The organism is Dickeya dadantii NCPPB 898 (genome assembly GCF_000406145.1).
GTDB lineage: Bacteria > Pseudomonadota > Gammaproteobacteria > Enterobacterales > Enterobacteriaceae > Dickeya > Dickeya dadantii.
The window spans coordinates 1,041,380-1,055,638 of the sequence record NZ_CM001976.1 but is presented as its reverse complement, the minus strand read 5'-3'; the positions used below and the strand labels follow the sequence as shown (position 1 = coordinate 1,055,638).

14 protein-coding genes and 2 tRNA genes are annotated in these 14,259 nt (G+C 58.0%); 8 read left to right on the top strand and 8 right to left on the bottom strand.

What is annotated here, in order from left to right:
* The first annotated feature begins 147 nt into the window (after positions 1-147).
* Entirely contained in the window at positions 148-1,353 is a 1,206-nt protein-coding gene (csdA, locus tag DDA898_RS05210; RefSeq protein WP_038910453.1) for a cysteine desulfurase CsdA, read from the top strand.
* Positions 1,354-1,356: 3 nt separating this feature from the next.
* On the top strand, positions 1,357-1,800 hold the full coding sequence (gene csdE / locus DDA898_RS05205) for a cysteine desulfurase sulfur acceptor subunit CsdE (protein ID WP_038910452.1): 444 nt from the start codon (positions 1,357-1,359) through the stop codon (positions 1,798-1,800).
* Here csdE and tcdA read toward each other — a convergent pair.
* Entirely contained in the window at positions 1,788-2,621 is an 834-nt protein-coding gene (gene tcdA / locus DDA898_RS05200) for a tRNA cyclic N6-threonylcarbamoyladenosine(37) synthase TcdA (protein ID WP_038910450.1), read from the bottom strand. The genes csdE and tcdA overlap by 13 nt on opposite strands.
* A 218-nt stretch (positions 2,622-2,839) precedes the next feature.
* Between tcdA and DDA898_RS05195 the strand changes: the two genes are divergently transcribed.
* Genes DDA898_RS05195 through DDA898_RS05185 form a run of 3 tightly spaced genes read left to right on the top strand, consistent with a single transcriptional unit; the run spans position 2,840 to position 4,801 of the window.
* Positions 2,840-3,286: a GNAT family N-acetyltransferase gene (locus DDA898_RS05195; protein WP_038910449.1), complete on the top strand. Its 447-nt coding sequence runs from the start codon at positions 2,840-2,842 to the stop codon at positions 3,284-3,286.
* Between the two features lie 22 nt (positions 3,287-3,308).
* Positions 3,309-4,322, top strand: coding sequence for a D-2-hydroxyacid dehydrogenase family protein (locus DDA898_RS05190; RefSeq protein ID WP_038910447.1), 1,014 nt, complete (start codon positions 3,309-3,311; stop codon positions 4,320-4,322).
* A complete protein-coding gene (locus DDA898_RS05185; RefSeq protein WP_038910446.1) occupies positions 4,322-4,801 on the top strand; it encodes a GNAT family N-acetyltransferase in 480 nt (159 codons plus the stop codon). The genes DDA898_RS05190 and DDA898_RS05185 overlap by 1 nt, the downstream gene beginning before the upstream one ends.
* Before the next feature lie 41 nt (positions 4,802-4,842).
* On the opposite strand, the gene mltA is transcribed toward DDA898_RS05185, so the two are convergent.
* Complete coding sequence (gene mltA, locus DDA898_RS05180; protein WP_038910445.1) at positions 4,843-5,997, bottom strand: murein transglycosylase A; 1,155 nt, start codon at positions 5,995-5,997, stop codon at positions 4,843-4,845.
* A gap of 210 nt (positions 5,998-6,207) precedes the next feature.
* Between mltA and DDA898_RS05175 the strand changes: the two genes are divergently transcribed.
* Together DDA898_RS05175 and DDA898_RS05170 are read left to right on the top strand one after the other, a co-directional pair.
* A tRNA-Met gene (locus DDA898_RS05175) sits at positions 6,208-6,285 on the top strand.
* 42 nt (positions 6,286-6,327) lie between these two features.
* Positions 6,328-6,404: transfer RNA gene (locus tag DDA898_RS05170), tRNA-Met, on the top strand.
* Between the two features lie 79 nt (positions 6,405-6,483).
* On the opposite strand, the gene amiC is transcribed toward DDA898_RS05170, so the two are convergent.
* Positions 6,484-7,722: an N-acetylmuramoyl-L-alanine amidase AmiC gene (amiC, locus tag DDA898_RS05165; RefSeq protein ID WP_038910444.1), complete on the bottom strand. Its 1,239-nt coding sequence runs from the start codon at positions 7,720-7,722 to the stop codon at positions 6,484-6,486.
* 224 nt (positions 7,723-7,946) lie between these two features.
* Here amiC and argA point away from each other — a divergent pair, with 224 nt between their 5' ends.
* Positions 7,947-9,272: an amino-acid N-acetyltransferase gene (gene argA / locus DDA898_RS05160; RefSeq protein ID WP_038910443.1), complete on the top strand. Its 1,326-nt coding sequence runs from the start codon at positions 7,947-7,949 to the stop codon at positions 9,270-9,272.
* 112 nt (positions 9,273-9,384) lie between these two features.
* Here argA and ptrA read toward each other — a convergent pair whose 3' ends face one another.
* From ptrA to DDA898_RS05135, 5 genes are read right to left on the bottom strand one after another with little or no spacing between them, the layout of a single operon-like run.
* On the bottom strand, positions 9,385-12,294 hold the full coding sequence (gene ptrA, locus DDA898_RS05155; RefSeq protein ID WP_038912450.1) for a pitrilysin: 2,910 nt from the start codon (positions 12,292-12,294) through the stop codon (positions 9,385-9,387).
* 39 nt (positions 12,295-12,333) lie between these two features.
* Positions 12,334-12,720: a prepilin-type N-terminal cleavage/methylation domain-containing protein gene (locus DDA898_RS05150; RefSeq protein ID WP_438830410.1), complete on the bottom strand. Its 387-nt coding sequence runs from the start codon at positions 12,718-12,720 to the stop codon at positions 12,334-12,336.
* Positions 12,704-13,150: a YgdB family protein gene (locus DDA898_RS05145; RefSeq protein WP_013316724.1), complete on the bottom strand. Its 447-nt coding sequence runs from the start codon at positions 13,148-13,150 to the stop codon at positions 12,704-12,706. The genes DDA898_RS05150 and DDA898_RS05145 overlap by 17 nt, the downstream gene beginning before the upstream one ends.
* Positions 13,140-13,733, bottom strand: a complete 594-nt coding sequence (locus DDA898_RS05140; RefSeq protein WP_038910441.1) for a prepilin peptidase-dependent protein — start codon at positions 13,731-13,733, stop codon at positions 13,140-13,142. Before DDA898_RS05140 ends, DDA898_RS05145 begins: the two co-directional genes overlap by 11 nt.
* Positions 13,727-14,218, bottom strand: coding sequence for a prepilin peptidase-dependent protein (locus tag DDA898_RS05135; protein ID WP_038912449.1), 492 nt, complete (start codon positions 14,216-14,218; stop codon positions 13,727-13,729). Before DDA898_RS05135 ends, DDA898_RS05140 begins: the two co-directional genes overlap by 7 nt.
* Positions 14,219-14,259 lie beyond the last annotated feature (41 nt).

Below are 14,259 nucleotides of genomic sequence, written 5' to 3'. Positions count from 1 at the left end.
GCCTAAATTAAGGCATTAGTCATTATTAAATTCCAAATAAAGCAAGGTTAAGGGTAGCAAGCTGAACGGAGTTTTCGTTCAGGATCGTCCTAAACTTGTTTCAGCCGCAAAAATGGGACAGGATCTGTCGCTCAACAGAGGATCGACATGAAACCGTTTAACGCCCCGTATTTTCGCCAGCAATTTCCCGCGCTTCGCCAGTCTGGCGTCTATCTTGACAGTGCCGCCACGTCGCTGAAACCCGAAGCGGTTATCACCGCGGTTCAGCACTACTACGCCAGTGAAACGGGTAATGTTCATCGCAGTCAGCACCGTGCCGCCCGACAGTTGTCGGAAGCGTTCGAGCAGGCGCGTGAAAAAGTGGCGGATTTCATTGGCGCAGCACAGGCGCGCGGCATCGTCTGGACCAAAGGCGCGACGGAAGCGATCAATCTGGTGGCGCAATGTTATGCCCGCCCGCGTTTACAACCCGGCGATGAAATCCTGGTCAGTGAAGCCGAGCACCATGCCAATCTGATCCCGTGGCTGATGGTGGCGCAGCAAACCGGTGCGCGGGTGGTGAAGCTGCCGCTGGGCGCGGATTATCTGCCCGATCTTCAACTGCTGCCCTCGCTGATCAACGCCCGAACCCGCCTGCTGGCTATCGGGCAGATGTCAAATGTGACGGGCGGCATGCCGGACCTGAAACGGGCGATTACGCTGGCGCATCAGGCCGGTGCGGTGGTGGTGGTCGATGGCGCGCAGGGCATTGCGCACACGGCGACCGACGTGACGGCGCTGGATATCGACTTTTATGCATTCTCCGGCCACAAACTGTATGCCCCCACCGGTATTGGCGTGCTGTACGGCAAACCGGCCCTGCTGGAAACCATGCCGCCCTGGCAGGGCGGTGGAAAAATGATGACGACGGTGTCGTTTGACGGTTTTACGCCCCAGGCCATTCCCCAGCGTTTCGAAGCCGGTACGCCGCACATTGCCGGGGTGATCGGTCTGGCGGCAGCCATTGACTGGTGGCAGCAACAAGACCGCCCGGCGGCGGAGCGACATAGCGTCGACCTGGCGAACGATGCGGAACGGCAACTGAGCGCGTTACCCGGCTTTCGCAGCTTCCGCGCTCCCGACTCCAGCCTGTTGTCATTCACTATCGACGGCGTGCACCACCACGATCTGGTGACCTTGCTGGCGGAGGACGGCATCGCCCTGCGAGCCGGTCACCATTGCGCCCAGCCGCTGATGGCGGCGTTGGGCGTGCCCGGCACGCTGCGGGCCTCATTTGCGCCTTATAACCAGCCGCAAGACGTAGACCGTCTGGTCCAGGCTACCCAAAAAGCCCTTGAATTACTGATGGATTAACTGATGACGACCGACGCTACCCGCCACCCGTTTGGCACGGACATTGATGAAACAGCGCTGACGGCGCGTTTTGACGCCTGTCGTTCCTGGGAAGAACGCTATCGGCAGTTGATTATGCTGAGCAAATCGCTGCCATCGCTGCCGGACACGCTTCGTCAGGAACACATCGAACTGTCCGGTTGCGAAAACCGCGTCTGGTTGGGGTATCAACGGCAGGCGGACGGCACGCTGCACTTTTACGGCGACAGCGACGGCCGCATCGTGCGCGGGCTGCTGGCTGTTGTGTTGACGGCGGTAGAGGGCAAAACCGCGGAAACGTTGCGGCAGATCGACCCGCTGGCGCTATTTGACCGGCTGGGGCTGCGCGCCGAACTCAGTGCGTCGCGCGCCGGCGGGTTGGCCGCGCTGGCCAGCCGCATCCACGACATCGCCCGTCACGAATTCTGATTCAACGCGGCAGCCTGCGACTGTCGGGCATCGCGCGCCATCATTTTTTTCAACGCATGGGAAACCGCCACAAAACCAAAGGTGGCGGTCACCATGGTCGCGGCGCCGAAGCCGGATGCACAGTCCATACGTTTTACGCCGTCGGCGGTGCTACGCGATGCGCAAACCGAGCCATCCGGCTGCGGGTACATCAGCGGTTCGCTGGAAAACACACAGTCAATGCCCAGCTTGCCTTTGCTGTTTTTAACGATATTAAAATCGTGCTTCAGCCGTTCACGCAGCTTGGCCGCCAGCGGATCCTGAATAGTTTTCGCCAGATCGGCGACTTCAATACGGGTCGGGTCGATTTGCCCTCCCGCGCCGCCGGTGGTCACCACCGGAATTTTGTAGCGACGGCACCAGGCCAGCAGCGCGGCCTTGGGGCGCACACTATCGATAGCATCAATCACATAGCTGAAATTGTTGTCCAGCAGTTCCGCCACATTATCTGCGCTGATGAAATCATCGACACAGGTCACCCGGCATTCCGGATTGATCGCCAGAATTCGTTCCTTCATCACCTCGGTTTTCAACTGCCCGGTGTGCTGGCGCAGGGCGTGAATCTGCCGGTTGGTGTTGCTGACGCACACATCATCCATGTCAATCAGGGTAATAGCGCCGATGCCGGTGCGCGCCAGCGCTTCCGCCGCCCAGGACCCGACCCCGCCAATACCGATCACGCACACATGCGCGTCGGCAAACAGCGACAACGCCCGCTGGCCGTACAAACGCGCCGTACCGCCAAAACGTTGCAGATAACTTTCGGATAATTGCGTACTCATTGCCCACCTTCACTCAATCTCAAACGGCAGCGATGATACTCCAGTCAGGACCGTTTGCGCAGTGGATAACGCCAATCAATCCCACACGCCGGTGTTCTACATGGGGGGAGCGTTTACTCAGCCTTGATTATTTACCGCTTTGACAGGTGACGACCTCAGTGGAGCTGTGGCACTTTAACTGATGACGCTTATTAGGCGGCGCGCCGCCGGAGGAAACCATGCATCCTGAACTGCTCCCCGCCACCGAATCCGATATCGACTTCCTGCTGCAACTGCGCAGACTAACCATGGGGAAATATCTGGCGGATATTGGCGCCTCGACAGATCACGACAGCCTGATGCGGCGCGTTCGTTACGAATTTGAACACGCCCATATCGTGCGGGTGGAGGGGCAACCCGCCGGGTTGTTCAAATATCGCTTCATGCCGCAGGAACAGCACTGGTATCTGATTCAGATTCAGATCCATCCGGATTTTCAAAATCGCGGCATCGGCAAGCAACTGATCGAAACACTGCTCGCGCAGGCATCAGCGCAGGGTCAAGCGGTGGTGCTGAGCGTGCTGAAAAATAATCCGGCGCGTCATCTGTATCACCGGCTGGGATTTCGGGTTACCGACCAGACCGAGCGGGAATTCATCATGACCTGCCTCCCCAACGCACAATAAAACACGAGTAAGGATGCCCGGCATGAACATCGCCATATTAGATGACTATCAGGACTGCGTCAGACAGCTGGACTGCTTTTCGCTGTTGAACGGTCATCAGGTACAGGTTCTGAATCAGACCTATACCGATGCCGCCCAACTGGCGGCGCAGCTGCAAGATGTTGAAGCGCTGGTGCTGATTCGTGAGCGCACCCGTATTACTGATGAATTACTGGCTCAACTGCCGAACCTGAAGCTCATCAGCCAGACCGGCAAAGTAAGCCAGCACCTCAGTGTTGACGCCTGTACCCGGCATGGCGTCGCGGTCGCCGAAGGCACCGGCTCACCGGTGGCTCCCGCCGAATTATGCTGGGGTTTGATCATGGCGGCATCGCGCCATCTGCCCTGCTACAGCACTCAGTTGACTCAGGGGCACTGGCAACAGAACGGCACATTGGGATTGGGAAGAACGCTGCATGGCCTGACGCTCGGCATCTGGGGATACGGCAAAATCGGGCAGCGTATCGCCCGATATGGCGCGGCATTCGGCATGACGGTGCTGGTGTGGGGCAGCGAGACGTCACGTGAACTGGCGCGCCGGCACGGCTTTAGCGCCGCCGACAGCAAGGCCGCGTTTTTTGCCGGCGCTGACGTGCTGTCACTGCATTTGCGCCTGAACGACGCCACCCGCTGCTGCGTAACCCGGAACGATCTGGCGCTGATGAAGCCAGATTCATTGTTCGTCAATATCAGCCGCGCCGAACTGGTGGAACCGGGCGCGCTGTGGCGCGAGTTGTCCACTCATCCCGGCAAACAGGCCGCGCTGGATGTCTTCGACAACGAACCCGCGACGCCGGAAAACGAACCGCTATTGACGCTGCCTAATGTGCTGGCCACACCGCATATTGGCTATGTCGAACGCAACAGCTACGAGCTTTATTTTAAAACCGCGTTTGAGAATGTGCTGGCATTTGCCGTCGGGCACCCAACCAATCTGGTCAACAGTGCGGTACTTTCCGCTGCCCGTTACCACAACGCCGCAACAGGGGCCGATTGATGCAACCTGCCGCAATCACGTTGCGTAAAGCCCGCCGAATTGATGCGCAGACGGTATTCGATCTCCGTAACCGCGCCATCCTGCACGGCTGCCGCCATGACTATACCGCTGAGCAACTGCAGCTCTGGACCAGCGGCACCCTCAGCGAGACGTTCGAGAACACCGTCACCCACCATTTCCACCTGGCGGAGAGCGCCGGTCGGATCGTGGCAACGGGAATGATCAATTTTCACACCGGCATGATCGACGCGGTGTTTGTCGACCCGGAGGCGATGGGGCAAGGGGTAGGCAAACGGATGATGCAACATCTGGAAATGCTGGCTCGCGCGGCGGGTCTGGTGGAAATCCGGCTCGACGCCAGCCTGAACGCCGCGCCGTTTTACCGCTCGCTGGGATTTTCAGGCGATGAAGTCAGCCTCTACCACTCGCCGCGGGGCTTCTCACTGGCCTGCATCCCGATGGTCAAATTTATCGGCTGACAGCCCCACGCCACCATATACTGACGACGGGACTGTCTGATTTAATTCGGATTACCGACCAATCCCCCGCCAGTCCCGCGGCTGTTGCCTGCGCTAAGCAGCGGCATGGCAGAGGCAGACTGCGCATTCTTCAATACCCACACCCGGCCGTAATGATTGTAGAACCCGGCCGCATGCCCGGCCTCTGAACCAATCCCCTGATAGATATCGAAATGCTGCCCTTTAATCGCCCCGCCGACATCCAGCGCGACCATTAAGCGCATCTCATATTGGCCGGTAAATTTGCCCTGATTATCCAGCAGCGGCACTTCCGCCAACAGCGTAGTGCCGGCCGGGATCAGCGAGCGGTCAGACGCCACCGACGCTTTGGCCACCAGCGGCACCGCGCTGGCGCCTTTCACCGGCATCGACGCCATCGATTTAAAGAACACGAAAGAGGGATTCTGCACCAATAATTCCCGTACTTCCGCTTCGGAATGCCGGTCGGCCCACTGCCGAATGGCCTGCATCGACATCTCTTCTTTCGGCACCTCGCCACGATCGATCAACACCTTGCCGATACTGCGGTAAGCATGACCGTTTTTGCCTGCATAGCCAAAAAAGGTCAGCGGGCTACCATCGCCGAAATCCACATAACCACTACCCTGCACTTCCATCATAAAGTTATCCATCAGGGAGTTGGTCCAGGCGATAGCCAGCTCGTTGCTCAACGCGCCGGAATAAATGGCGGCGCGATCCGGCAGACGGCCGTTCTTGCGCACACGAGGCATTGCGTACAATGGGAAACGGAACTCGCCCTGACGATAGCGGCGCGCCTGCACCACCGGGGTGTAATAACCGGTAAACTGTACGTTGCCGAAGCTATCGACGCCTTCCATCTGCCAGGCGCTAAGGCCGAACTGCGTCAGTTGGCGGGTATCGCCGCCGGCCTGAATCCAGTTATGAATGGCCTGAAAAATATCGCCGTTACGGGAATAGAGCCCGGGGGAGGAGGCTTGAATCTGGCTGATCTGCTGGGAAAAATCGACCGTATTTACCGGTTTGCCGTTGGCGTTCGGCGAGTTTACCCATTCCAGAGGCTGATCAAGACGGCCATCTTTATATTGCTGACCACGATCGCTGGGCCGGGTCTGACAACCGGCCAGTGTGGCGATGACGACCCCGGTCAACACGTATTTCCCCCACCATCCTTTCATTTCCGTGCTCTCTTCTTGCTTGAATGTAAAACCACGCAGAACGATAACAAACAGGCGGAGAGAATAAAACGCATCGCATCAAAACGACATACGGCAGTCTAAAAAAACGGCATCACGCCGATAATTTCACCATCTGTCTGCAAAAGCGTAAACTATTTGCAAAAAGAGGTTGCATCGAAATGAACGCGGAGTATAGTGCGCATCCACGGACGCGGGGTGGAGCAGCCTGGTAGCTCGTCGGGCTCATAACCCGAAGGTCGTCGGTTCAAATCCGGCCCCCCGCAACCAATTAGATGTACCAGGCAGTCATATAAGAAGAAGTAAGACGGACGCGGGGTGGAGCAGCCTGGTAGCTCGTCGGGCTCATAACCCGAAGGTCGTCGGTTCAAATCCGGCCCCCGCAACCAATAAACAGACACCCTAAAGGGTGTTTTTTTATGCCTGTCGTTCAGGCAATTCTCCCCGGCACAGTACGCCTTTCGGCGATTACCGCACCTGAGCCGCGAAATAGGCTTTGATCCCTTCCAGAATCGATTGCGCCACCTGCTGCTGAAAACGGCTGGTACGCAGCTTGCGTTCCTCTTCCAGATTGCTGATAAACGCCGTTTCCACCAGCACCGACGGAATATCCGGCGCCTTCAGCACCGCAAATCCGGCCTGGTCGACGCTGTTTTTGTGCAGATGATTGACCTTTCCCAGCCGATGCAGAATTTCCTTGCCGAATTTCAGGCTGTCGTTAATGGTCAGGGTTTGCACCATGTCAAACATGGTACTGTCCAGATAACGATCGCCGCTCAGGCTGACGCCGCCAATCAAATCAGATTCGTTCTGGGTTTGCGCCAGATAACGCGCCGCAGAGCTGGTCGCGCCTTTTTTTGACAGGGCAAACACCGAGGAACCGCGGGCAGCACGGTTGGTGAAGGCATCGGCGTGGATAGAGACGAACAGGTCGGCGCGCTGTTTGCGCGCTTTAGCCACCCGCACTTTGAGCGGAATGAACACATCCTCATTGCGGGTCATGTAGACCTTCATGTTGCGCTCACGCTCGATCAGCGCTTTCAGGCGCCGGGCAATTTGCAGCACCACGTCTTTTTCGCGGGTCCGGTTTTTGCCGATGGCGCCGGGGTCCTCGCCGCCGTGTCCCGGATCAAGCATGATAACCAGCGGTCTTTCGCGCCCCGCCTTACCGTCTTTGGGCCTTTCCGGCGGCAGCGTCCGTTCCAGTTCGCCTTTATTGTAATCCTCCAGCAACGCCAGCAGCGGATCATCAGCCTCGTCGTAACGACCGGCGGCGGGGTACAAATCCATCACCAGACGGTTTCGGAAGCCGGCGACCGGCGCCAGCGTAAACAGTTTAGGATTGACCTTCTGCCTTAATTCCAGCACCAGACGCACGGTATTCTTGTCAAACTGCCCGGCACGCGCCGTTTTGATGAAAGGATCCGGCCGTTCGAATTGCCGGCCGGCATTTTTCAGCACGCTATTCAACGAGGCGTTTTCAATATCCACCACCAGACGTTCGGGATTTTCCAGCATGAACTGGCGGTACTTGAGCGGCTGGCTGGACTCCAGCGTCACACGGCTATAGGAAGAAGAAGGCCACACCCGCACGGCAAGCACCTGCGAGACGGCGGCCAGCCCGATGCCGCTGATACTCAGTAACCAGGTGGCGGCGGCGCCCTGTAATAAATGACGACGGGTCAGATGGTGCTTCGGATCAGACATGCAACTCCGGTAATGGCTAAAGAAATCAGGCAGATTGATAAAAACGTCAAAAACTTTAACTAATACGCATCGGGCTGTCATGCAAAAATCATTTTTATGTTTTTTACTGTGATAAGCAGACTTCTCTGAACTATCGGGCCAGACCGAAAAGTTATCGCTTGCCTTTTGGTTTACGAGGAATAAAAATACGAAAATATCGAATAAAAATTCAAAGAGGGCTCGCAGTGAAGGAACGTAGTACAGAACTGGTTCAAGGCTTCCGCCACTCAGTTCCTTACATCAACGCACATCGCGGTAAAACGTTTGTCATTATGCTCGGCGGCGAAGCTATCGAGCATGAAAATTTTGCCAAAATCGTCAATGATATCGGGCTGTTACATAGTCTCGGCATCAAGCTGGTGGTGGTTTATGGCGCACGACCCCAGATCGATGCGAACCTGATGGCCCATAACTACGAGCCCCGCTACCACAAGCACACCCGCGTGACAGACAGCACCACGCTGGAACTGGTGAAACAGGCGGCCGGCATGCTGCAACTGGACATCACCGCCCGGCTGTCGATGAGCCTGCTGAACACGCCGCTACAAGGCGCGCACATTAACGTGGTCAGCGGCAACTTCATCATTGCCCAGCCGCTGGGCGTGGATGACGGCGTGGACTACTGCCACAGCGGGCGCATTCGCCGCATCGACGAAGAAGCGCTGCATCGCCAGTTGGACAGCGGCGCCATCGTGCTGTTGGGCCCGGTAGCGGTTTCCGTCACCGGCGAAAGTTTCAACCTGACGTCGGAAGAAGTCGCCACCCAGTTGGCTATCAAACTCCGGGCCGAAAAGATGATCGGTTTTTGCGCCTCTCAGGGCGTGACCAACATCGAAGGCAGCATTGTGTCCGAACTGCTGCCGGACGAAGCCCAACAGCGCATCCAGTCACTGGAGGAAGCCGGCGACTATAACTCCGAGATTGTGCGTTTCCTGCGCGGCGCGGTAAAAGCCTGCCGCAGCGGAGTACGCCGCAGCCACCTGATCAGCTATCAGGAAGATGGTGCGCTGTTGCAGGAACTGTTCTCCCGCGACGGCATCGGTACCCAGATCGTGATGGAAAGCGCCGAGCAAATCCGCCGGGCGACCATCAATGACATCGGCGGCATTCTGGAGCTGATTCGCCCGCTGGAACAGCAAGGCATTCTGGTGCGCCGTTCGCGCGAACAACTCGAAATGGAGATAGACAAATTCACCGTGGTGGTCCGCGATAATCTGACTATCGCCTGCGCCGCGCTCTATCCATTCCCGGAAGAGAGTATCGGTGAAATGGCCTGCGTGGCGGTCCACCCGGAATACCGCAACTCGTCGCGTGGCGATCAGTTGCTGCACCATATCGCCGTACAGGCCCGCCAGCAGGGACTCAAACGCCTGTTCGTGCTGACCACCCACAGCATCCACTGGTTCCAGGAACGCGGTTTCCAGCCGGCGGAGGTCGCCGTGCTGCCGAAGCGCAAGCAGGAGCTTTACAACTACCAGCGTCGTTCCAAGATTCTGGTCATCGACCTGTAAGGCAAATAACGCGTGGTTCATCGCCACGCGTTACTCACACTGCTCCCCTTCTTTTCCTGTGCCGGCCATTATCCCGGCACAGGTATTTCAGAATCTCACCAGCACCTTACTCTTACTGCGTTTCCGTCTGTTTTTGTTCCACCTTTTGCTCCACCGGTTTTAGCGTCAGCGTCCGTTGCAGCGCGGAAGTAGAGGCATAGGATTGCCATTCCGACGGCCGGGCGTAGTCCGCCTGCCCGCTCGCACTGCCGGAAACCTGGGACAAAATCGCCAGCCCCTGCGGATGCAGCGCCTGGCGGAAAAAGTCGGTTAACTGCGTCGAAGAAATGGACGCCAGTTGTCCGATCAGCTGCTGGCGGGTATCGAAGGCAAAATTCTCCCGCTCCAGATCGCCACGTAGACGGGCCGCCTCTTCATCCAGCGTTTGCGGCGGCTGACTGAGCGCATTGATCAACCCCTGCTTATTCTGAGCAAACGTCTCTGCGTTCATGGCGTTCAGGCGCTGCTCCGCCTTACCGAAAAAGTCCTGATAACGTTGATAGAGGTAGGCGGGCTGCTGGCTGTTGCTTTGCAGCAGGAAACCAATCCCCCACTGGCGATCGACCGAAACCGGGGTGGCGAACACGGCATAGCCCAGCTGTTCGTCAGTACGCAACTGATTAAAGAACCAGGGATGAATGATCTGCCCCAGCAGCTTACTGTAAGCCGCGCTCTGTACTTCGCCATACCCTGCCGGAATATATACCGCCGCCAGTGCCGAATCCGTGCTGCCAGCGCTGCGTTGCAGCGTGGCTCTCTGTGATTGACTGATGCTGACCGACTGCCCGCGCCACCATTCGGTACCGCCGCAGCCAAGGCGCTCACGCAGGCTGTGCGACAAGCTGACCACCTTGTCCTGCTCCAGGTTGCCGACCACCAGCATTTCCGGCGCGGCCTGCTGCAATAAAGCCTTGCGGTATTGCATCAGCTCCTGCAGCGTAATGTCTTTCAGCAAGTTGCGCCGCTCGCTTCGTTCGCTGTAAGGCACGTTCGACAGCCCCTTAATCGGGAACATCGCCTGTTCATACGCTTTGGCCTTCTCGGCTGCATCCAGTTGTTCGGCGTACCAGGATTTTGCCTGTTCCAACTGTTCTTCCGTCGAGCTGAAGTTGGCGTATTGTTCCACCAGCGTCAGCAATAGCTCCGGCAGATGCTGGGTGTAGCCGCTGGCCGTCATCATCAACCCGTCATCGCTGCCGGTGGAGAAACTGATGCCGCCCACCGATGCCTGGTAACTAAGCGCATCCAGCGCCACGCCGGCCAGATAATCATTCAGGGCGAACAGCACCTGATGACGGGCGGAATCGTTCGCCATCCGATTAAGCAGCATCAGCGTAATATCGGCTTTGGGTTCGCTGGCGAAATAGCGGCTGGGCATGTAAAACACGCGCAGCCCCGGCTGATCGACCACTTTCTTTGGATGCGTGATGGCGGCATCCGCGGCAATCAGCGAAAAATTGTCCGGTATATAGGGGTTGGGCACCGGCAGGCTGAGAGCCAACGACTGAGCCATCTTCTGCCACCGCGCTATCCGCGCATCGCCAATCTTGTCTACCTGATAAGGCGCGCCAACAAAATAGGCTTCTTTATTATGGGGCTGCTCTGGGCTTATCACCCAGATGCGCGCGTTTTGCGGCGTCATGGCCGACAATCGGGCCTTGATCGCCTCAGGATCGAACCGATCCGCCAGATAAGGCCCTTCAAGGGTATATTCCACCGGCAGCCGCAGCATGGTATCCGCCAGCCACTCCACATAGCTCATGTCGCGGGTAAGAGAGGGGTAGCGGAAATCAATACCCAGCACGCGTGAGATTTCATCAAAATAACGCGGTTGAATCCCTTCCGCGCGCAGCTTTTCCAGATAGCTGAATACTCCGGCGATCACGTTGTCCTGCTGTGCCAGTCCCTTGTCGGTCAAATCAACGCTGATATTGAATACGCCGCTGTCACGTTCAGACATCGGGTCAGAACTGGCACGTACCGACTCAGCCAGCCCTTGTTTTTGCAGCCAGTCAGAAAGCGTGTTCTGACTGCGGTTGCCGATCAGATAGCTGATGTAGGTATCCGTTTTGCTGCGAAACGCCGGACTGTTGTTATCGATCCGAAATTCAATCTTCAACTGCTTGCGGGGTTGCGCCGGAACATAATGGATAAACAACCCACGCTGCGCATCGGTCACTACCGGTGCGGTAATCGGCGGCACGCTGGCTTGACGATTCGCTATCCGCCCGAAGGTCGAGGCGGCGATGGCGGCCAGATCCGGCAACGGCAACTTGCCGTAAATCACACCTTTCATCAGGTTGGCGGAGTAGTAGCGTTGGTAGAAATTGACCAGTTCATCATGCAGTTTACTGCCGGGCTTATCGCTGAGGGTTTCCAGATTGCCGCCTGCAAAGCGGGAACCGGGATGTGCCGGGTTAATGGTTTCCGCCTCCACCTGCTCCATGCGCAAACCATCGCGGGCGCGAGCCATAGTTAACTCCGCATTGACCGCGTGACGCTCACGATCGGCGTTGACCGGGTCGAGCAGCGGTTCGGCAATCGCATCGGCCAGCCGGTCGACGGCGGGCTGCAACGCATCGTTTTCCACTTCGAGATAGAACGCAGTGCGATAAGACGCCGTGCTGGCATTGTGGCTGCCGCCGTGCATTTTCAGAAATTCGGCCAGCCCATCCGCCTGCGGGTAGCGCTTCGACCCCATCAGCAGCATGTGTTCCAGATAGTGAGCCAGACCCGGCTGCTGCGGAGGGTTGTCCAGCGAACCGACCGGCAGCGCCAACGCCGCCAGCGAACGGGTGGCCTGCGTATCGGACACCAGCAGAACCGTCATACCGTTATCAAGCCGTATAGCCTGATACTGCCGAACATCATTCTCACTCTTTCGTATCGTCTCGGGTAGCGGCTGCCAGCCATCCGCAGCCTGACTGATCGGAAACCAGAAACACAGCAACAGGGCGCTTAACCAAATACAAGATTTCCGCATCAACATCTCCAAAGGCGTTATACAGGCAATTATTCCAGGCTATGGGCTGTCACGTTGTACAACCGCGTCAGGGGCATCACAAAACCAGCGGCCGAGCACCGCACGATAGCGATAGGGCGTCACCACGGTCACCGTCACGCGGCGACAGGCCGGGGGATGGCGCTGTTCTTCCCGGCTCACGCCCCATCCGGCGGGAACGATTTGCGGCGGTGAAACGCTGTCGGCACCTTCGGTTTCCAGTTGCTGATGAGCCAGCCGCCACGCCTGACGCTGCTGCATCTGATGCAACAACGATTGCTGAAGTATCTGATGATATTGCAAGAGTCCAGTCAGCGAAACCGCGAATAACAGTGCTGCGACCAGCGTTTCCGGCAGACTGAACCCGGCGCAGGGATCACGACGCGGCCTTTCATTGCGCCAGGACACAGGCCAGCTCCGCCGCATCCGGGCAAAAATCCAGCCATCCGCCCGCGACGGGTCGGATGCCGCCGCCAGCCGCTGCGGCATCAACCATGACCCGGTGATAAAACGCCAACGGTTGTGGATTACCGGCTATCCGCCCTTCACCCCGCAACAGCCCGGCATGGTCTTCGCCATTCATACGCAGGCAGGCGCGTAACTGCGCCGACTGCTGAATCTGACACTGCCACTCGTCGGTGGTTTGCCAGCGCAGTCCCATTCCCCAGTTCAGCGACGACAGACCCTGATTGAATGCCTGCCAGAAGCGCTGTTCGTCAATTCCCTGCTGCAACTGGATATCCAACTGACGTTGCAATCCACCCAACATTAACAAGCCAATCATCATCACCAACATCACTATCACCAGTATGCTGCCCTGCTGTCGTCTACCCTGCATAATTCCTCCCTGTCACCAGGCTATTGACCTGCCACCGTCGTGTCGGACGCGCGGTCCAGTACCCTTCCAGCGATACCCGATAGCGCGGTTGCGCGCCGGACGTCTCCCTCGCGACCTCAAAACGGGCGATGGTCACCTCGCCGGGATCCAGCAATTTCTCCCAGCGATTTCCCTGACAACGCGGGCCGCCCGTTTGCACCTCCAGCGCGCCCTCGCGCAGGCGATAGCTGAAAAACTCCGGCTCCGACTGCTCCCCCGTTTCCCAGCGGCCATTGCGGTTGACGTCATAAGCCAGCGACAGGCAACTCACCTGTTTCGTGGCGCTGGCCTCCAGCGTCAGAGCGGTTCCCTGGCAACGACCGGCGCAAAATCCGGCGCGCCGCAGGTCTTTTTCTATGCCGAACAGGGTCTGGCTAAGCAGTTGTTCCAGCCGGATCAGACTGGCGCTATCCTGCGTTTGAGCCTGCAACAACGGTAGCAACTGCGCCACCGCCAACATGATCAGGCTGCTCATTCCCATCGCCAGCATCACCTCCGGCAGGGTAAACCCGCCCGCGCGCCTCCCGGTTAACTTGCTCAGCATAGCGATATTCCCTGCACCGGCCGGGATTCGCTGCAAAGGCGCAGGCGCCCGCGCGCCGATATCACCAGCCTCACGCGCCCGGCCGGATTGCTCAGAGTGAGATGCCCAGCCTGTGCGGCATTACGCAGGCCGTAAAACACCAATCGCTCGCTAGTGGCGTCGACGATCGCCGCGTCCTGCGCCGCGCGGGTAAAAACGAAAGCGCTTTCCGTTGGACAGGCAGCAGGTTCGGCGCCACTCCCAAGGCACCAATGGTCGCCCGCCGACTTGAACCACAGGCTTTCGGTCTGACTATGCCAGTTGGCGTTGGCCTGTATCCGCGCCATGAATGCCAGCAGGTGCCGGGCATGCTGTTCCAGCAAAAGGGCCTGGCGATAAGCCAGCCAGCTATGCAGTCCGCCGCCGGTCAGCAAAGCCACGATGGTGATCACCACGATGAGTTCCAGCAGGGAAAAACCCTGTTGCCGTACGTTGTTTCTGTTCATGGCCGCCATTCTAGAGCGTGGTATCAGCGTGAATAGTGCCA

Excerpts from the sequence above, each read along its gene's own strand:
- mltA (WP_038910445.1), bottom strand. The coding sequence starts at position 5,997 with ATGAAAGGATGGTGGGGGAAATACGTGTTGACCGGGGTCGTCATCGCC.
- DDA898_RS05195 (WP_038910449.1), top strand. The coding sequence starts at position 2,840 with ATGCATCCTGAACTGCTCCCCGCCACCGAATCCGATATCGACTTCCTG.
- DDA898_RS05185 (WP_038910446.1), top strand. The coding sequence starts at position 4,322 with ATGCAACCTGCCGCAATCACGTTGCGTAAAGCCCGCCGAATTGATGCG.
- DDA898_RS05140 (WP_038910441.1), bottom strand. The coding sequence starts at position 13,733 with ATGCTGAGCAAGTTAACCGGGAGGCGCGCGGGCGGGTTTACCCTGCCG.
- ptrA (WP_038912450.1), bottom strand. The coding sequence starts at position 12,294 with ATGCGGAAATCTTGTATTTGGTTAAGCGCCCTGTTGCTGTGTTTCTGG.
- csdA (WP_038910453.1), top strand. The coding sequence starts at position 148 with ATGAAACCGTTTAACGCCCCGTATTTTCGCCAGCAATTTCCCGCGCTT.
- DDA898_RS05145 (WP_013316724.1), bottom strand. The coding sequence starts at position 13,150 with ATGCAGGGTAGACGACAGCAGGGCAGCATACTGGTGATAGTGATGTTG.
- amiC (WP_038910444.1), bottom strand. The coding sequence starts at position 7,722 with ATGTCTGATCCGAAGCACCATCTGACCCGTCGTCATTTATTACAGGGC.
- DDA898_RS05135 (WP_038912449.1), bottom strand. The coding sequence starts at position 14,218 with ATGAACAGAAACAACGTACGGCAACAGGGTTTTTCCCTGCTGGAACTC.
- tcdA (WP_038910450.1), bottom strand. The coding sequence starts at position 2,621 with ATGAGTACGCAATTATCCGAAAGTTATCTGCAACGTTTTGGCGGTACG.
- csdE (WP_038910452.1), top strand. The coding sequence starts at position 1,357 with ATGACGACCGACGCTACCCGCCACCCGTTTGGCACGGACATTGATGAA.
- DDA898_RS05190 (WP_038910447.1), top strand. The coding sequence starts at position 3,309 with ATGAACATCGCCATATTAGATGACTATCAGGACTGCGTCAGACAGCTG.